An 18,479-nucleotide genomic window follows, 5' to 3' on the forward strand; every position below is an offset into this window, starting at 1 on the left:
ACATATGTATACAATGATGGGACTGATCCCCCGTTCGTTGCAGGCGCTACAAGAAAGGAAAAAGAATGAGAGCAACTTCCCTGACCATCTCGCAGAGGCTTGTCGCAGTATGTGCGGCTATGGCTCTTGCGGTGTCACTTACGCCTGGTTTGGCTTTCGCAAGTCCAACTAGTACCACCGATGTGGCTGACAGTACAGTGACAATCACCGATCTGCTTGCTGGTGATACGGTTGAGGCCTATCGCATTGCTGATGCCGATATTGATGCAGCCAATAACCTTACCTATACAATGGCCTCTGACCTGCCTTCAGACTATGACACGATCGATGAGATTGCTGCTGTTGCTTCTGATGGCACTAGTTTCGTACAGGGTAGTGCTATGCAAAACGCTGCAAGCAAAATTGCAAAGGCTTTTGCTGATGCAAGCACGGCACCAGCAGCAACTGCTACTGCAACGGGCACTTCAGCTAACCTTACCCTTGGCAGTGGCTACTATCTTGTTCGCGTAACAAGCACCAGTGGTGAAACACGCGTGTATCAGAACATGGTTATTGACGTTAGCCCCAAGGCCAACACCAACGGAACGTATAATCCTCATGATGCCGTAAATGTTGCTGTCAAAAAGACAGACGTGACGGTTAAAAAGACCGTTGGTAGCGAATATAAAGAGTCTACCGATAAGTACAGCGTTGGCGATACGGTTCCATTCAAGATTGAAACCGCCATCCCTAACTATCCAGCTGATTCTAAGGATGCCACCTTCAAGATTGGTGACACTCCTACCGCCGGTCTTGAGATTGATACAACCTCTATCATGATCAATGGTGCTACGGCTGTTTCTGGTGCCGACTACACCCTTACGGCAAGTGCTACGGGCTACACCATCGAGTTTTCCAAGGCCTATGTTCTAGCTCATCCCGGTGAGAGCATTACGGTTACCTACAATGCCAAACTCACTTCTGACGCTTTCTCGCATAGCGCCGACGATGTAACAGGCAATACCGCTACTGTGACGTTTAATCCGAACCCTTATAACTCCACAACAGTTACTCCATCTGACAAGACCAAGGTCAAGACCTATGGCTATGTCTTCAAGAAGGTGGATGCGTCAGGTAACTCACTGGCTGGCGCAGTCTTCACGATTACGCTTGCCAATGGCACACAGGTTACGTCTACCTCTGACGCAAATGGCTATGTCTACTTCGAGGATCTGGCTGCGGGCACCTATACCGCTACCGAGACCAATGTTCCTGCAGGTCATTTGAAGGCAGCTGATCAGACCTTTACTTTGAGCGAGGCTGTTTGCACTGCTGACAATCCTGCTACTACTCAGGTCGAAAACAACTATCTCGTTGCAACCAGCGATGTTGTTGACCCCGATCAGCCGCAACTGCCTATTACGGGTGGCGCAGGTACCTTGGCGCTGACGGCAGCAGGTGTCGTACTTCTTGCCTTTGGTGGTGTCGTGTTTGTCCGCTCTCGGAAGAATCAGCGCGATAACGCATAGCTGAGGATAGAAGCGTAGTCGTTAACGAGCGGTCTATATAGAACAAGCGAACGGGAGGGCAGCATGTGCGTTCTCCCGTTTCGCGCCCTCGTTGACGACGCGCTCCTTATTTAAGTGCTTAGTGATGAGGACCAGGCGTATCGAGTTAATTCGACGAAGTCGTATTCCTCAAGGGGTTGAGAGTTTCACGGTAGAGTTCAGATGCGCTCTTGTCACGCTTATTACGTGCACTTCATACGGGGTGAATACCCTTCAACTGCTGGTATATGCAGAACGTTGTGATATTCCTCCCGAATGGGCGAGCATGGATGTGACCTCAGCACGCTCGATAAGTGAAGCCTTTCGTGCGTTCCAGTTGGGTAATATGCCTTGCTGGATTTAGCTTTGCCCTGGCGCTTGTTGCAACTACTTTTAATGTAACAAGTAGGAGAAAAGATAAAAGAAGCTATCGCGTAGCGACTGCATTGCGTAGTAAAGAGGACGATGATACAAGATGATTAAGAGTTTTTCATCGAGGTGTTCTATAGCCCATCGGGGCGCAGTGTTTCTTTGTGTATTGGGCTTTGTTATTGCTGTAGCCCTCTGTAGTCTTGCTCCTAATAAAGCTTTTGCTGATCCTATTAGCACGAGTGGGGACCTTCTTAATTCCGTTAGCGGGAACGTTTATCTTACTAATCCCCCCTCAGCAAATAGCGGTCAATTCTGGAGTAATGGCGCTTGGCATAATTTCAGTGAGATTACACCTGCTGATAAACGTCAAAATGGTCCCGCACGAGATCTTGGCGGCGGTTGGTACATCCAATGGATGGGCAAAACCAACGGTGGCGAATATATGATCTGGCGATATCACAATGCCTGGACATATAACGGGGCAACGTGGGGTGGCTTCAAGGTCCGCTTTAATAACATCGGTTATACCTCTAAAGGTGAAGCGATCGATTCAATACTTGACTTTACGTCGGTAATGGCTTGGAAATTTGACGGAACCCCAAGCCCTACCTGGTTTTCACCTTTTGAAATAACAACAAAATATGGCCCCATCGTGGGAGCAGTAACCACTCAGGACGATGCAGCCGATACAACCCCAGTGGGTGTGCAGTCTATTTACGGTACTTCTATTGTGAAACATGGAACTGATACGCTTATTGATTCAGACAATGAAGTCGATATCGTATATTGGGATATTGACCGCCCAGTAGTTATGCCTGATAAGTCGCTTAATTACAGCTCAAATTGGCGTGAGAGTGTTCACTTCGTTAGTGGATATAAGGGTGCTACTGTTGGTACACACACAACGCTACAAGTAAGTGATAACGGCACATGGTTCCGTTCAACGCAGAATGACGATTCGCAGGTGCCTGATAACCTTTCAACTGTGGTAGCAAAAGCTACTCCACAGTTCACTACTGAATGGCGCGGACATACCTGCTCTACCGGAATTGGATACGACACGCGGGTAACTGTTTATCCTGAATGGTCTGCTCCGGTTAAATCTCCCGAGCGTCAGATTCATAAGCGGGGAGAGACGGCTTCCTTTGATGTAACTGAGACATTCCCGTATGTGGCAGATTCTAATAAGGCTTCTTCTATCGTGATGGAAGACACCCTAGATAATGCGCTCGACGCGTCTCGGGCTACGGTTCAGGTTCTCAAAAACGGTGTTGACGTAACTGATAACTGGACCATTTCCATCTCGGGTCAGACGATTAAGGCGACCGCTAAGAACACAGGACATGGCTATGCAGAAGACAAACACGTTTTCCGCATTACAGCGCCAGTATCTGAGAGTGCCAATTTGGACTCGTATGAAACAGAGAATATTGATGGGAATAAGTATTGGAAGGTTCCCAATACGGCTTCTGTTGCTGTTAATAACAATGCCAAGGTCACCAATACCGTGCATGTGTTTGTACCGTATGAGGCGAAGGGGTCAGTGCAGCTAAAGGCAACCAAGAGCCTTCTCGGTGGTGCTCTTCAGGCGAATCAATTTACTTTCACCTTGAAAGACAGCAATGGAGCCCTTATCGATACGAAGAAGAACGATACCAGTGGTGCAGTGACCTTCGGTGAGATCCCTTACACTCAAGAAGATATTGGTAAGACCTATACCTACACGATTGAAGAGACTCCCGGTGCTGATGCGGGTATGATCTACGACAGTCATAGCGAAACAGTAACCGTGAAGATTGAGGATGCTGGATCAGGAAAGCTTGCTATAACTACTACCTATGACGATGACGGGGCAGCCTTTACCAATACGAAAACTATTCCGGTAACAGTTCTTAAGACGTCAACCGATGGAAGCGTGCTTTCTGGGGCAGAATTTACTCTCTATAAAGACGATGGCAACAATACCTTTGATGCCAATGACACTCCGGCAACTGTCTATTCAGATGCTGGCCTGACAACTGCTATTCCTGTCGCGGTGGTTACTACTGATGCTGCTGGGGAAGGCCATTACTACGGATTGATGCCAGGCACTAATTACTGGATTAAAGAAACCAAAGCACCTTCAGGATATAACCTTGATACCAAAGCACACCTGATAGCTGTTGCAGCTGATGGCACGGTGAGCACTAAAGACAGCGCTGGCGTGTCTGCTAACTTGCCTCTCAAAAATGGGGTGGCGTCTATCACTATTGCTGACGAGCCCATTCCTAATCTGCCATTAACAGCTGGGTCGGGCATGGTTGCCGCACTGCTCTTCTTCGGAGGTCTGCTCGCTATAGGAGGAAGTGCGCTGATACTTCGTCATCAGTTTTTAGATTCCAAACCAAACGAGAAATAATTGTAGGGTACCTACCTTTCCGAGAGCGAAAAGGAGAATGTTGATGAGTTCGGTTGTAAGAACGGGGATGCATAAGGTCAGCTGTGCTGTAGCTGCAGTTGCACTTGCTCTGGCGTTGACACCGGTTGTTGCTTTCGCAAGTCCAACTAGTACTACCGATGTGGCTGACAGTACAGTGACAATCACCGATCTGCTTGCTGGTGATACGGTTGAGGCCTATCGCATTGCTGATGCCGATATTGATGCAGCCAATAACCTTACCTATACAATGGCCTCTGACCTGCCTTCAGACTATGACACGATCGATGAGATTGCTGCTGTTGCTTCTGATGGCACTAGTTTCGTACAGGGTAGTGCTATGCAAAACGCTGCAAGCAAAATTGCAAAGGCTTTTGCTGATGCAAGCACGGCACCAGCAGCAACTGCTACTGCAACGGGCACTTCAGCTAACCTTACCCTTGGCAGTGGCTACTATCTTGTTCGCGTAACAAGCACCAGTGGTGAAACACGCGTGTATCAGAACATGGTTATTGACGTTAGCCCCAAGGCCAACACCAACGGAACGTATAATCCTCATGATGCCGTAAATGTTGCTGTCAAAAAGACAGACGTGACGGTTAAAAAGACCGTTGGTAGCGAATATAAAGAGTCTACCGATAAGTACAGCGTTGGCGATACGGTTCCATTCAAGATTGAAACCGCCATCCCTAACTATCCAGCTGATTCTAAGGATGCCACCTTCAAGATTGGTGACACTCCTACCGCCGGTCTTGAGATTGATACAACCTCTATCATGATCAATGGTGCTACGGCTGTTTCTGGTGCCGACTACACCCTTACGGCAAGTGCTACGGGCTACACCATCGAGTTTTCCAAGGCCTATGTTCTAGCTCATCCCGGTGAGAGCATTACGGTTACCTACAATGCCAAACTCACTTCTGACGCTTTCTCGCATAGCGCCGACGATGTAACAGGCAATACCGCTACTGTGACGTTTAATCCGAACCCTTATAACTCCACAACAGTTATTCCATCTGACAAGACCAAGGTCAAGACCTATGGCTATGTCTTCAAGAAGGTGGATCCTGACGGAAACGCTCTTCCGGGTGCTACCTTTACGCTGAAGGTTACCAATAGCGATGGTTCTGTCACCGAAATCGAATCTACTTCCGACGAAAATGGATATGTTTACTTTTCAGGCTTATCTGCTGGAACATACACCATTTCCGAAACGGTTGTTCCTGCGGGATACACAAAGGTTGCTGATCAGACCTTTACACTAAGTGCAGCTGTTTGTACTGCTGACAACCCCGTTACTTCTGAGGTTGAAGATAACTATTTGGTTTCCAGCACAGATGTGGTAGATGGAAAGCAACCTGTCCTGCCTCTTACAGGCGATGTGGGAACCTTTATTCTCGTCGCAGCAGGAGTGGGATTGCTGGCATGCGCATTCGTTACTATTGCGCGATTCAGGAAGCAAAAGCAGAGTTAGCGGATAGCAATTTTGTCTGCTCAACACGCAAAACAACAAGTGGCAACAAGGGAGCCTTCAGGTTCCCCTGCTCGTGTAGTGCGCTCTTCAAAAAAGAAGCGATGGGCGCGCTTACAGTTAGTTATTGCTGTCATTATCCTGCTTGCTGGCGTAGCACTTATCAGCTATCCCTTTGTGAGCGATTGGCTTAATCAACGTGCGCAGGACGCAGTAAGTGCCAACCAGCAAGAAGTCGTAGCCGCTCTTCCGCCTGAAGACCTTTCACAAGAGCAACAACGAGCAGAAGCTTATAACGCCCAGTTATTCTCGGGCAGCTCGCAAGTAGTTGACCCCTTTGATACCAAGGCTACCTATCTTGGTAACAAAGAGTATGAAAGTGTACTCAATGTTGCTGGCGACGGGGTTATGGGAGAGCTCTTCATTCCGAAGATCAATGTTGATCTTCCTATTTATCACTACACTACTGACGAATCTTTAACGCGCGGGGTAGGGCATGTAGTAAACACTTCAGTTCCCATTGGGGGAGAATCTACGCATAGTGTGCTTGCTGGACATACCGGGCTTCCCTCGGCACGTCTTTTTGATCGCCTTGATGAACTTTCGGTGGGCGACTGGTTTATTATTCGTGTCTTGGGCGAAGACCATGCCTACGAAATTACCTCTACTGAAGTCGTGCTGCCTGAAGAAGTCGACAGTATCAAGACAGAGGCTGGGCGCGATCTGGTGACCCTGGTTACCTGTACGCCATATGGCGTTAATACACATCGGTTACTTGTCCATGCTGAACGCTGCGAAGTGCCTGATAGTTGGAATACGTCCGAGGATTCCACTATTCGTTTGGTGGCAACCCCTACTGATCTTCCTCGTCATCTGTGGGCATATGCACTGGCGGGTGTCCTTGTAGCTGTAGCTATTATTGCTGTGGTGTATGTGATCCTTCGTTATCGCCGTCGCCAACGCTAGATCTTTCGCGTGCCAATGCCGTGTGCGAATCACGACGTTTGGACGTTCGTCATTGCCAGCGCTAGACTTTCCGCGTTCAGCGTATATTGATGAACGTATTTCGGCTGGAAATATCTCGGTCAAATAGCTCGTATTACTAGATCTTCCATGTGCAGCGTATACTGATTACTAATTAGTGAATTAGTAATTGGCTCTATTGCATACTGGTAAAGGGGAGATCGACCATGGAAGACTTTGAATTCGTATCACCCACTCATTTTGTTTTCGGAAAAGACGCAGAAGAAAAAGTCGGCGAAAAAATTCGCGCTGCAGGAGCGCAGCGGGTCCTTATTCATTTCGGCGGGAAAAGCGCGTTAGCAAGTGGGCTTATCAGCCGCGTGCGCGCCTCACTTTCGCAAGTCGGAATTGCCTGCATTGAATTAGGTGGCGTGCGTCCTAACCCCGAAATCGGTTTGGTGCGCGAAGGGGTTCGTTTATGCAAACAAGAGCAGATTGATTGGATTGTGGCAGTGGGCGGCGGATCTGTCATCGATTCCGCTAAAGCCATTGCGCTGGGTGCACTTAGCGATATCGATTCGTGGGAGTTCTACGAAACAAAGCAGGCTCCTAGCGAAGTACTGCCGCTTGCCGTGGTACTTACCATACCTGCAGCGGGCAGCGAAGCGTCATCGAACACCGTCATCAGCAACGACGAGCTGGGGCGCAAAACGGGGTACGGTCATATATCGCTTCGCCCGCGGTTTTCGTTTATGAATCCGGAGCTTACCTTTACGTTGCCGCCCTATCAAACAGCGGCTGGTATTACCGATATGTACAGCCACCTGCTGGAGCGTTTCTTCGACGATATGGGTAGCGTGCCCGTAACCGACAATCTTAGCCTTTCGCTTATGAAAACAATTCGCGCCGAAGCACCCCGTGTGATGGCCGACCCCGAAGATTACGATGCCCGTGCAAACATTATGTGGGCTGGCATGTTGTGCCATCAGGGGCTGGCTGGTGTAGGTCGTCATGAAGATTGGGCAACACATGGTTTGGAGCACGAGCTATCAGCGCTTAATCCGCAGATTACACATGGGGCAGGCTTAGCGGTGCTGTTCCCCTCTTGGATGGAATACGTCTTCGAAGAAAACCCAGCGCGGTTTATTCAATATGGTCGTGAGATCTTTGGCTTGGTTTCAACAGGGGACGATTGGTCCGACGCCTACAACGCCATTGATGCGACCCGTTCATTTTTTGCATCGCTTGGCATGCCGACAACGCTCGAAGAACTGGATGTGCACGAAGAAGATATCGACACAATGCTGGTTACCCTTGAAAAGAATAGGGGTGCAGTGTTCGGGAGCTTCAAGAAACTGACCATCAATGACGCGCGTGAGATTTATCGCCTTGTCCTGTAGGTGGTAATACTCTGCTCTTATCCCTGGAAAACGCAGTGCGCTACGATGACAATTACGGTTGTCATAAGACCTGCTACTGCTAGCGATACACCACTCATGGCTCCTTCGAGTTCACCCATCTCAATGGCCTTCGTAGTACCCACTGCATGCGAACAGGTGCCGATGGCAACACCGGTTGCCACGTGATCGTGCACGTGGAATATCTTTGCCATAAGGGGTGAAAAAATAGCACCAAGAATGCCGGTAATAATAACAGCGGCGACGGTAATGGAGGTAATGCCACCGAGTTCTTGTGAAGCAGCGATAGCAATAGGTGTTGTTACTGATTTCGGAATAAACGAAACGGCCATATCATCACCCAACCCCAGCAGGGTACAGAGCGTATAGGCACTTATCATTGATACGATTGACCCAACAAGGCAGCCTGAAACAATTGGAATAAAGTGACTTTTAAGTATTGAGCGCTGACGCCATACCGAATAAGCGAGCGCAACAGTTGCAGGTCCCAACATAAAAGAAAATACTTGCACGCTTGCCTCATAGGCGTCGTAAGGGATATGCAGCACCGATAGTGCAGCAATAAGTACGACAAGCGTGACGAGTAGAGGATTAAGCAGCGGGGATTTTACCTTCTGGTACAGCAACACTGCGAGTTGAAACACCACAATTGAAAGGATCATGCCTACAACAAGTAGGACGGGTAAAGGTAGATTAATGTCCATACTATTGTCCCTCGATTTTAGTGCGTTAGTCTATGAGAACAAGATTGTTTCGTTTTATCGGACTGAGTGCGTATCGTCTTTTTGTGGGCATATGATTCAACAAGGCGCTGTGCTGCAATAACCGTCCAGCTTGTTGCAAGAAAAACGATAACAGTGGTAGTTATGCAGACAAAGGCAAACTTAAGCCCATTGCCAGCAAGTAGAGTGAAGCATCCCATAATGCCGACACCTGCCGGAATAAAAAAGATAGACATGTTGTCAATCAGGTAATCGCAAGCGCGGCCAACATGCTTGTGTTTGAGAATACCGGTGGCCAGCAAAATAAGTAAAAGTCCCATGCCGACGATATTTCCTGGCAGATCGATGGGAAGAAATGTTGCAACAGTGCAGCCAATTTCGTAGACAATAATAAGCAATGCGATCTGCAGGGTCAGAAGTATCGCACGTCCTAGCCGTACCTTTGTGCGACGTTTTAAACGTTTGCGCTTGCGTGTTTTACTCGTTTCACGTTCGTTATCGGATTTATGTGTGTCGCATGCGTTCTCACCTGGGACGGCTTTATTCAATGTAGAGTCGCTCGAGACGGTTTCGCTTGAGGTCGATTCACTTGAGATGGAGTCACGTAGAAGAGTTTTGCCCGAGGCTGATTCGTCCGATACAGAGCTGCTTACGGTAGCCTCACCTGCGATAAGTCCAGTGGCAGCAGAGTCGCACAAGACAGCTTCGCCTGTCGTACCCTTGGAGGTACGAGCTTCTTTTAGCATGTTTTGATCATTCTCCCAGAGTCAATAGTGCTGTGCCGCCTCAGCAACAAAACGTCATTGCACAGCAAGTGTTGAACAGCATATAGGGTACGGCTAAGTAAGAACAGATGGGTTAAGTACACATAACCGGTGCGCCTCGTCCTCAAAACATCCACGTCAGCACTAATGCAAACGAGCACTTACGGGTTGTGTCTGATGGGGAATGCCGTGCGCGAAGGCGGTGGCGATTCTCTTGTGCTGGCTTAAGACCATACCGCCCCCATAGCTAGGCGATTGTGTGCGCAATATAGTTAGCTGGTCGTGTGCACGAATGGTAGCATCGCGTTGTGACAAGTTTTACGCGTCGGTTGCGTCGAGACCATGAAGCGTTTTATACAGCAGTTTGCGCAGTACATCTCGCTCTTCGGCAGTCAGCGGCATGCAACCCGACTGAGCCATCAACCCTGGGATATCGGCCGCTTTGTGCTCGAGTGCACGGCCCTTTGGAGTAAGCGACACGATTACGTTACGCTCGTCTTTTTCGTCTCGCACGCGCTTGACAAGACCTTTTGCTTCGAGCTTCTTGCATAGGGGTGTCAAGGTACCACTGTCAAGGTAAAGGCGTCCTCCAAGTTCTTTAATAGAGGCACTGTCTTCTTCCCACAACACCATAAGCGCGATGTACTGCGTGTAGGTAAGATCAAGCTTATCGAGGAAGGGCTTGTAATGCCGCACGATATCGCGGGCAGCGGCGTACAGTGGGAAACAAACCTGGTTGTCGAGTTTTAATTGTTCGTAAGGCATGCGAATCAACCCCATCGAATAAGTACATAGCAGCTAGAAACGGTAGCTGGAAATAGTGGCTGGCTATAAACGACCATAAATCTTATTGCAGACTATTATAACGTGCTCAATCAAATAGTGCTGCAAATAACTGACCTCTGAGGCTCGAAATGTGAGTGCGGGTTTTAAGAGAGAAAGAAAATAACCCCGCCTGGTTTGCTGCATGAACGCTCGCGTGTGCGGGGTACTGTCGTTAATATTTATACATGATCCGAGCTATTTATGACATTTTGCTTCTGAAAATCCATCATGATGGGTCTTTCTGATCTTATGGCCTTGAATCTTTTTAGCTAAAGATAGATTAATGCTTCGCTGTCTATACAGTAAAAGTTCGTTTCATGATGGGCTTGTCGAACGAGACAAAGGGAATCCCTGAAACAGTATTGCGTGCCACCATAAGGCAGTCGACGTAATCAAGTGGGGACGATCCAAATAAGCGGGAAGCATAGCGCACCACTGCCTCTTCAGGAACATTTACTTCATCGAGCAGTGCAATAAGTGAAGCGGCGATAACCGTGCGTGGCACGCGGTGCACATCGCGTAAACATACTGCCACACGTGCGATAATTTCCGGATAGGTACAAGCAATTCCTGTCTCTATAATCTTACGTGCTTGGCGTGCCTGCGCCTTGTTGTCGTTAAGTAGGTACCGCAGAATAACGGTTTCATCGATGATCGTATTGATTTTTTTACTTGGCATAGAGCTTATCGACCTTTCTTTTGATGCTCTGCTGCTAGTTTCGATATGCACGATCGCCGTCAGGGTTAGTGGCTTGGCTGTTTCCAATAAGAAAATCGGGGGATTTTGTAAGCGCCTTCAACCATGCCGACCGCTCTTCTCCTCGGTGCCCGCCGCTTGCGTATTCAGCGAGCATACCAGCAGCCTTTCCACGTGTCTTTTTAGCAGGCAAGCATACTTCAAAAGGAATGCGTTGATGAATGAGGCATTGACGAATAAAAAGGCGAACTGCTTCAGAAGTAGAAGTTCCCATGGTGGTGAATAATTCATCAGCTTCTAGCTTGTCATGTTCACTGATACGGACCTGAATAATGCTATCTTTGGACATAAATTGCTCCTCATTAGTGGATTCAACAAATACTTTCAGTTAATTTGTATTACATTTGTACTACAATATGAAAAATAGTAAAAGACTAATCCGCGAAGTACTCACCGTTATTTTTAGCTAGATTAATAAAAAACCTAAAAGAGGATACTTCCCTTTGCGGATGAGATATGGGATAACGCTAGGAAGACCTTATGAGTATTGCTGCGGTTCTGCGCGGAATGTGGTCGATTCTTTAAGATGAGTCGTATTCCGTGCAGAACCGCAGAGTATGAAGGAAATGCGTATCCTTAATAAGTGCTCAAATGAACGAGAGTTAATGAGCGAAGAGGGGAGTGCAAAGAGGTCTAGTAATTGGTATGTGCGGTTGACGAGGCGCATATCTGATTTACTGCCGGGGAGGAGGAGGCAACAGATCCTACGGCAGATGGAGAGCAGCGTTTGAAGAGGCGCTGGAAGACGAGGGACCGAGAAGCTGTTGGAGGAGGTGTTTCCGATGGAAACAGAAATGGCTGAAGGCGTTTGTGTCGTAGCTGATCCTGATGTATGCATTGGATGTCGTACATGTATGGCGGCTTGTTTGGCGAAGCATGACGTAATTGATGATGTTGCAGTTGCTCGCCTCAATCTAGTATCGACCCTTATGATTTCAGCGCCTGTCGCATGTCGGCATTGCGTTGATGCGCCCTGTGCAGCGGTTTGTCCGACCGAGGCGCTGTATCGCGAAGAGGGTGGACGAGTGGCCATTCGGGAAGAAAATTGCATCGGTTGTCGTAATTGCGTTATGGCATGTCCATATGGTGCAGTTTCAGTTGTGATGCGCGATGTCACCACAAAACTTGGTGATCTAGTTATCGAGCGCCACGAGAAACCTACTGTAGTGAAATGCGATCTTTGCGCAGACCGTCTTGGTGGTCCGGCATGTATCGAAGCGTGTCCGACAAAGGGATTGGTTTTAATCGATAAGGTAAAACTTCAGAATTACTCGCAGAATGAAAACCGCGCGACCTCTCAATCGAGCGTCGCTTAATCAGTCGGTCATACGGCGGGGTGCAGACTTAAAAACACACCGTCTGATGAATAAGGAAGATAAATATCGGGTAACGAGGAAAGAGGAGGAAAGCATGGAGCGACATATGGCTGTCTGTCCGTACTGCGGTGCGGGCTGCAAGCTGGATCTTCTCGTTGATGACAATGGTAAAGTTGTCGGTGCTGAGGGCCTTGATGGTGTTACAAACCAGGGAGAATTATGCCTCAAGGGCCTGCACGGCTACGATTTCATCAACGATACAAAGATCCTGACGCCGCGTATCTATCACCCCATGATTCGCCGTACAAAGGGAGCACCCCTCGAGCGTGTCAGCTGGGATGAGGCACTTGATTTTACAGCGAAGAAGCTTACTGAAATCAAAGAAAAGTATGGTCCCGATTCGATCATGTTGACAGGATCATCGCGTGGACCAGGCAACGAAGCAAACTTCGTTATGCAGAAGTTTACTCGTGCTTGCATTGGAACAAACAATATCGATAACTGCGCTCGAACTTGACACGGTCCTACAGTCATCGGTCTGATGGACACAGTTGGCTCAGGTTGCATGAGCGTTAGCATTCCGGGCATGGAAGATGCCGAATGCATTATGTTATTTGGTTACAATCCAAGTGCTTCGCACCCCATCGTGTCACGCCGCATTGTGCGTGCCAAAGAAAAGGGTGCCAAGATCATTGTCGTCGATCCGCGCGTTATTGAAACAGCACGTATCGCTGACATCCATCTGCAGATTAATAATGGCTGCAATATTGCCTTCCTCAATGCATTTGCTAATGCTATTGTTACGGAAAATCTGCATGACAAACAATTCATCGAAGAGCATACGAATGGCTTCGATGAGTGGTGGGAAACCATCAAAAACTACACTCCCGAATCAGTTGAACACATCACGGGTGTTGACCCTGAACTGATGCGTCGTGCGGCACGTATGTATGCAACTGCCAAGACTTCCATTCTTGGGTGGGGCATGGGCGTTGCTCAGCAGAAGCAAAACGTTCCTACAGTTCATACGCTGGCTGCAATCGCTTGTATCTCGCATCAAATTGGCAAGCCGAATGCTGGCTTAGCTCCGGTGCGTGGTCAGAACAACGTGCAGGGTTCCTGCGATATGGGTATGTTGCCTAACTTGTATCCCGGTTATCAAAAGGCTACCGATATCAAGGTTCGCGAAAAGTTTGCTAAGGCTTGGAATGTTCCGCTTGAACGTTTGTCCGATCACGATGGTTACAAGCTAACCGACGTGGGCCACAATGTGGATGAGGGTAAGGTTCATGCGTTCTACAACTTCGGTGAGGACCCCTTGCAGACTGAACCCGATGCGATTGATCTGAAGCGTCAGCTTCAAGACCTCGATCTGTTTATTTGCCAGGACATCTTCATGACGCAGACCACCATGCTGGCTGACGTTATCTTCCCGGGTACTAGCTGGGGCGAACATGATGGCGTCTTTACTGCTTCTGACCGTACCTTCCAGCGCTTTACTGCGGCGGTACCTCCAAAGGGAGAATGTCGTCACGACTGGCAAATCTTCCAGGATCTTTCCACGCGTATGGGCTATCCCATGCACTACAACGACACGAAGGAAATCTGGGACGAAGTCCGCGAGCTCTGTCCGACCTTCTACGGGGCAACATATGAAAAGATGGCGGGTGTGGGTCATGCTCAGTGGCCTATTCGCAACATCGAAGACGAAGGCACGCGCGATATGTTCCTTGGTGGTCAGTTCACAACGCCTGATCACAAGGCTGTCTTAATGGCTCACGATTGGGAGCCACCAACCGAGCTGCCTGACGATGAGTATCCACTCATTCTGTGCACCGTTCGCGAAGTGGGTCACTATTCTTGTCGTTCTATGACTGGCAACTGCCGCACGCTTGCAGTGCTTGCTGACGAGCCTGGTGAGATTCACATTCATCCTGATGATGCGGCAGCCCGCGGTATCAATGATGGTGAACTCGTTCGTGCGCATTCGCGCCGTGGCGAAGCAATGACTCGCGCCGTGGTTGATCCTCGTATCAACAAAGGTACCGTTTACATGACCTACCAGTGGTGGATTGGCAAGTGCAACAACTTAACGTTACATGCAGTCGACCCTCGTTCTCATACACCTGAAGATAAATTTAGTGCGTGCCAGGTCGATGCGATAGAAGACCAGGTTTGGGCAGAACAGCGCTTACAGGAAATGTATGACCAGCTGAAGGAAGACCTTGTAGAGACGGCCTCTGCGCAGGATATGGAACCTGGCCAAGAGGCGAAACTTTCTCGTCAGACGGCTAACGCCATAGTCTAGGGGAAATTTCATCCACACCCGGGGCAATAGCTTCGGGTGTGGATGCACTTCGTGAGGAGCGGAAGTGAATCGTTTTATTGCAATAAACCCTGATAAGTGCATTGGCTGTGGCACTTGTCGCGCGGCGTGCAGTGACGGCCATCGAGAGGTGGGGCTGCAGGAGGAACCGCGCTTATCCGTGGTGATGACCAGGGATATTTCAGCAGCTATAACCTGTCATCATTGTGCTGGCGCACCTTGCTTGGCTGTATGTCCAGTGAATGCAATCACGCGTGAGAATGGATCTATCCAAGTAAACGAGCAAACTTGCATTGGCTGCAAGCTGTGCGGCATCGTATGCCCCTTTGGTGCGATTCATCCTTCAGGAACAGGCATCCAGGGTGTTGCGGGCATGGCAATGGGAACGCCGACGTATTCGAGAACACTTGATCCACTATTGCGGTGGGAAATCGGTGTGTACACCTGTGCGGTCAAATGTGATCTGTGCTCATACGATCCAGAGCATGGTCCGCATTGTGTGCCTGCTTGTCCAACAAACGCTCTGGAATACGTTACAGAAGGTACTGCTGATGAATCAGTGCGTACCAAGCGCATTCAGACAGCTACCGATCAAGAAGTTATAAACGCTGAGATCAAAGCAGCGCGGAAGGAGGTTCAACGATGAGTGCAACTACCTTGTTTCTTACCTCAGTAGTGTTTTCCTGCGTAGGTGCCTTAGCTTCCATTCTTGCTATGCGCAACCAACAAGCATCAAAGGTAATTGGCTGTGTGTTCGGCATGGTTTCTGCTTTGTTCGGTATTGCTGCTGGTTGTCAGGCTATTGTTGGGACAGCTGAATGGTCGAGCGTTGTTACTCCCTTTTCGTTTGCGAACTTCAGCTTGCTGCTGAACCCACTATCGGGGTTGCTTATGTTAGTTATATCGGTGCTTGCGTTTGCGGCATGGATATACGGCCTTAATTATTTCGATGAATACAAGGGTCAGGGCCTCGGTACAATGGGTTTCTTTATGAACCTATTTATCGCGTCCATGGGGTTTGTGATTTGCGTTGATAATGCACTCTGGTTCTTAGTGTTCTTTGAACTGATGTCGCTGACCTCATACTTTTTGGTTATTGTCGAACAGAATGAAACGTCCATTAAAGGCGGTTTTCTATACTTAATTATGGCTCATATCGGGTTCTTTCTGATCATGATTGCCTTCTTTGTTATGGCTGGTCTTACCGGATCGTTTGAATTCCAGGCGTTCCGCACTTCAGCATTCTCGCCGGTTATTTCATCGCTCGTGTTCGTGCTGTGCTTTATTGGTTTTGGGTGCAAAGCGGGCATGATTCCGTTTCATTCATGGCTGCCTCAGGCCCATCCGGCGGCACCGTCTAATGTGTCGGCCCTCATGTCGGGTGGCATGATCAAGATCGGCGTGTTCGGCATGGTTAAAGTTGGTCTCGATTTGCTGCAGAGCTCGCCGGTTGAACTGTGGTGGGGCATTTTGGTGCTTCTGTTTGGTGCAGTTTCGTCGGTGCTTGGTGTGGTCTACGCTCTGGCAGAGCATGACATCAAACGTCTTTTGGCCTATCACTCGGTTGAAAACATCGGCATCATCCTGTTAGGTGTGGGTATAGGCTTCATTGGTGTTGCTGTAGGAAATCCCATCGTGGCAGTGCTTGGTTTTCTTGCTGGGTTCTACCATCTGTTCAACCACGCTATGTTTAAGGGTCTGTTGTTCTTGGGTGCTGGTTCGGTGCTCTATAGCACGGGTACGCGCAACATGGAAAAGATGGGCGGCTTGGCACGGGTTATGCCTGTGACGGCTATGTGCTTCCTGATAGGATCACTCGCCATTTCGGCTATCCCACCGCTCAATGGCTTTGTGTCTGAATGGTTTACCTATCAATCGATGTTCACCGCCGCTTTTGCGGGTGATGCTGTTATTCGCTTGTTTGCAGCGTTTGCGGCTGTGTCGCTGGCTATTACCGGTGCTCTTGCGGTTACCTGTTTTGTGAAAGCGTACGGCGTCACGTTCCTTTCTGCACCGCGCAGCGATGTAGCGCGTAATGCTCAGGAAGTGCCAGGGCCAATGAAGTTCGCCATGGGACTTATCGCGTTCATCTGCGTATGCATGGGTTTGGGTGCTCCATGGGTTGCACCTATCATGCAACATATTGCTGAGGCGACAGTACAAGCTCCGTCGCTTGGGGTAACTGCTGGTCTTGCCAATGTGAATGTTTCGACTGCTGGTGTGGTATCCACTCCGCTGATTGCTGTATTACTTATCGGATTGGTTGGCTTGGCTATCGGCTTGCGTGCACTGTTTGATAAGGGTGGCGTGGACGAGCGCGAAGATCCTTGGGCATGCGGTTACCACCCCAATGCTCACATGCCAGTTATTGCTACGAGTTTTGCGTCGCAGGTCAACATGTTCTTAGGGCCTCTATACACGGCACGTGACGTTTTCTCTCGTCAAAGTGATCGAGCAACCGCTCTTTTTAATGGCACAGTTGAAGGCGCCAAGCGAATCGAGGGAATACCTGATAAATATTTGGTCGATGCGCCTGCGCGCTTCGTAAACTGGATCAGCGCCAAGGTGCAGAAGATCGAAGGCGGCGACTTCCGTCTGTACATTCTCTACATCGTGGTTGCTCTTGTTGTCCTTCTGGCCCTTGCGGTCGCGGTTAAGTAGGAGGTGTGCAATGACTGAGATCATTATCGCAATCGTTCAGGCTGTCCTGCTTACGCTCTTGGCCCCACTGTTTTCTGGAACAGCACGGTGGATGCGTGCGAAGATGCATACGCGTCGCGGCCCATCGCCTTTGCAGGACTACTACGACTTAATCAAACTTATCAAGCGTCAAGACCTGCATACGAAGGATTCAAGCTTCGTATCACGCCTTATGCCACCGCTGTTTTTAGGAAGCATGCTTATCTTGGCATGTGGCATGCCTATGATCACACGGTTAAGTCCAGTTCCTGTACTCGCTGACATTATTACGATCATCTATTTACTAGCTTTGCCGCGCTTCTTCTTTGCGCTGGCAGGTGTGGATTCATCCGATGCTTATGCGGGCGTGGGTGGTATCCGCGAACTTCTCGTAGGCGTGCTTGTTGAGCCGTCTATGATGCTGGCGCTTTTTGTCGCCGCTTTAGCCTGCGGCACTACTAATGTCGGGCTGATGGGCGCTCAGATTGCTGAAGGCAACGTGACTTCGCCGATTGCCGTTGTGATCGCGGGGGTTGCCTTTGCGATGGCCTGCTATATCGAACTGGGCAAGTTGCCTTTCGATGCTGCTGAGGCCGAACAAGAAATTCAAGAGGGCCCACTGCAAGAATACTCTGGTACTTCTCTTTCCATGGTCAAACTGTCTATGTCAATGAAGCAAATTCTTGTTATTAGTTGGTTTGTGGCCATCTTCTTGCCATTTGGTTCAGCAGCTACTCTTGCGCCGATGGACCTTCTGGTAGGTGCAGTGCTCTTCTTGGTAAAAATAACGGTTATCGGGCTTATTTGCTCCATCTTTGAAAACGTAGTTGCACGCGTGCGCTGGAAGCTTACGGGGCGCCAAACCTGGACGGTTGTGGGCGTTGCCGTGATGGCTCTCGTTTTCGTCGTGCTGGGAATTTAAGG

15 protein-coding genes are annotated in these 18,479 nt (G+C 49.1%); 10 read left to right on the plus strand and 5 right to left on the minus strand.

What is annotated here, in order from left to right; all coding sequences use genetic code 11:
* The first annotated feature begins 65 nt into the window (after nucleotides 1-65).
* From CCUR_RS00385 to CCUR_RS00405, 5 genes are all read left to right on the plus strand, one after another.
* Nucleotides 66-1,508, plus strand: a complete 1,443-nt coding sequence (locus CCUR_RS00385) for a SpaH/EbpB family LPXTG-anchored major pilin (protein WP_012802503.1) — start codon at nucleotides 66-68, stop codon at nucleotides 1,506-1,508.
* 493 nt (nucleotides 1,509-2,001) lie between these two features.
* Entirely contained in the window at nucleotides 2,002-4,296 is a 2,295-nt protein-coding gene (locus CCUR_RS00390; protein ID WP_012802504.1) for a Spy0128 family protein, read from the plus strand.
* A 43-nt stretch (nucleotides 4,297-4,339) separates the two neighbouring features.
* Nucleotides 4,340-5,788, plus strand: a complete 1,449-nt coding sequence (locus CCUR_RS00395; protein WP_012802505.1) for a SpaH/EbpB family LPXTG-anchored major pilin — start codon at nucleotides 4,340-4,342, stop codon at nucleotides 5,786-5,788.
* Between the two features lie 39 nt (nucleotides 5,789-5,827).
* Nucleotides 5,828-6,751 carry a class C sortase gene (locus tag CCUR_RS00400; protein ID WP_012802506.1) on the plus strand — a complete coding sequence of 308 codons (924 nt, stop codon included), beginning with the start codon at nucleotides 5,828-5,830 and terminating at the stop codon, nucleotides 6,749-6,751.
* A 224-nt stretch (nucleotides 6,752-6,975) separates the two neighbouring features.
* Nucleotides 6,976-8,148, plus strand: a complete 1,173-nt coding sequence (locus CCUR_RS00405) for an iron-containing alcohol dehydrogenase (protein ID WP_012802507.1) — start codon at nucleotides 6,976-6,978, stop codon at nucleotides 8,146-8,148.
* 17 nt (nucleotides 8,149-8,165) lie between these two features.
* Here CCUR_RS00405 and CCUR_RS00410 read toward each other — a convergent pair whose 3' ends face one another.
* From CCUR_RS00410 to CCUR_RS00430, 5 genes are all read right to left on the minus strand, one after another.
* Entirely contained in the window at nucleotides 8,166-8,870 is a 705-nt protein-coding gene (locus CCUR_RS00410; protein WP_012802508.1) for an LrgB family protein, read from the minus strand.
* A gap of 17 nt (nucleotides 8,871-8,887) precedes the next feature.
* Nucleotides 8,888-9,634 (minus strand): CidA/LrgA family protein, encoded by a 747-nt coding sequence (locus CCUR_RS07105; RefSeq protein WP_012802509.1) that lies wholly within the window; start codon nucleotides 9,632-9,634, stop codon nucleotides 8,888-8,890.
* A 336-nt stretch (nucleotides 9,635-9,970) separates the two neighbouring features.
* Entirely contained in the window at nucleotides 9,971-10,417 is a 447-nt protein-coding gene (locus CCUR_RS00420) for a MarR family winged helix-turn-helix transcriptional regulator (protein WP_012802510.1), read from the minus strand.
* A gap of 355 nt (nucleotides 10,418-10,772) precedes the next feature.
* Nucleotides 10,773-11,156 carry a type II toxin-antitoxin system VapC family toxin gene (locus tag CCUR_RS00425; RefSeq protein ID WP_012802511.1) on the minus strand — a complete coding sequence of 128 codons (384 nt, stop codon included), beginning with the start codon at nucleotides 11,154-11,156 and terminating at the stop codon, nucleotides 10,773-10,775.
* A 34-nt stretch (nucleotides 11,157-11,190) separates the two neighbouring features.
* Nucleotides 11,191-11,523, minus strand: coding sequence for a type II toxin-antitoxin system RelB/DinJ family antitoxin (locus CCUR_RS00430; protein WP_012802512.1), 333 nt, complete (start codon nucleotides 11,521-11,523; stop codon nucleotides 11,191-11,193).
* Between the two features lie 493 nt (nucleotides 11,524-12,016).
* Here CCUR_RS00430 and CCUR_RS00435 point away from each other — a divergent pair, with 493 nt between their 5' ends.
* From CCUR_RS00435 to CCUR_RS00460, 5 genes are all read left to right on the plus strand, one after another.
* Nucleotides 12,017-12,550 carry a 4Fe-4S dicluster domain-containing protein gene (locus tag CCUR_RS00435; RefSeq protein WP_012802513.1) on the plus strand — a complete coding sequence of 178 codons (534 nt, stop codon included), beginning with the start codon at nucleotides 12,017-12,019 and terminating at the stop codon, nucleotides 12,548-12,550.
* Between the two features lie 94 nt (nucleotides 12,551-12,644).
* Entirely contained in the window at nucleotides 12,645-14,858 is a 2,214-nt protein-coding gene (locus tag CCUR_RS00445) for a formate dehydrogenase H subunit alpha, selenocysteine-containing (protein ID WP_012802514.1), read from the plus strand.
* Between the two features lie 64 nt (nucleotides 14,859-14,922).
* On the plus strand, nucleotides 14,923-15,522 hold the full coding sequence (locus tag CCUR_RS00450) for a 4Fe-4S dicluster domain-containing protein (RefSeq protein WP_012802515.1): 600 nt from the start codon (nucleotides 14,923-14,925) through the stop codon (nucleotides 15,520-15,522).
* Entirely contained in the window at nucleotides 15,519-17,537 is a 2,019-nt protein-coding gene (hyfB, locus tag CCUR_RS00455; RefSeq protein WP_012802516.1) for a hydrogenase 4 subunit B, read from the plus strand. Before CCUR_RS00450 ends, hyfB begins: the two co-directional genes overlap by 4 nt.
* Nucleotides 17,538-17,547: 10 nt before the next feature.
* A complete protein-coding gene (locus CCUR_RS00460) occupies nucleotides 17,548-18,477 on the plus strand; it encodes a respiratory chain complex I subunit 1 family protein (protein WP_012802517.1) in 930 nt (309 codons plus the stop codon).
* Nucleotides 18,478-18,479 lie beyond the last annotated feature (2 nt).

The organism is Cryptobacterium curtum DSM 15641 (genome assembly GCF_000023845.1).
GTDB classification, from domain to species: Bacteria; Actinomycetota; Coriobacteriia; order Coriobacteriales; family Eggerthellaceae; genus Cryptobacterium; species Cryptobacterium curtum.

Coding starts and splice junctions, on each gene's coding strand:
- CCUR_RS00385 (WP_012802503.1), top strand. CDS start 66: ATGAGAGCAACTTCCCTGACCATCTCGCAGAGGCTTGTCGCAGTATGT.
- CCUR_RS00390 (WP_012802504.1), top strand. CDS start 2,002: ATGATTAAGAGTTTTTCATCGAGGTGTTCTATAGCCCATCGGGGCGCA.
- CCUR_RS00395 (WP_012802505.1), top strand. CDS start 4,340: ATGAGTTCGGTTGTAAGAACGGGGATGCATAAGGTCAGCTGTGCTGTA.
- CCUR_RS00405 (WP_012802507.1), top strand. CDS start 6,976: ATGGAAGACTTTGAATTCGTATCACCCACTCATTTTGTTTTCGGAAAA.
- CCUR_RS00410 (WP_012802508.1), bottom strand. CDS start 8,870: ATGGACATTAATCTACCTTTACCCGTCCTACTTGTTGTAGGCATGATC.
- CCUR_RS07105 (WP_012802509.1), bottom strand. CDS start 9,634: ATGCTAAAAGAAGCTCGTACCTCCAAGGGTACGACAGGCGAAGCTGTC.
- CCUR_RS00420 (WP_012802510.1), bottom strand. CDS start 10,417: ATGCCTTACGAACAATTAAAACTCGACAACCAGGTTTGTTTCCCACTG.
- CCUR_RS00425 (WP_012802511.1), bottom strand. CDS start 11,156: ATGCCAAGTAAAAAAATCAATACGATCATCGATGAAACCGTTATTCTG.
- CCUR_RS00430 (WP_012802512.1), bottom strand. CDS start 11,523: ATGTCCAAAGATAGCATTATTCAGGTCCGTATCAGTGAACATGACAAG.
- CCUR_RS00435 (WP_012802513.1), top strand. CDS start 12,017: ATGGAAACAGAAATGGCTGAAGGCGTTTGTGTCGTAGCTGATCCTGAT.
- hyfB (WP_012802516.1), top strand. CDS start 15,519: ATGAGTGCAACTACCTTGTTTCTTACCTCAGTAGTGTTTTCCTGCGTA.
- CCUR_RS00460 (WP_012802517.1), top strand. CDS start 17,548: ATGACTGAGATCATTATCGCAATCGTTCAGGCTGTCCTGCTTACGCTC.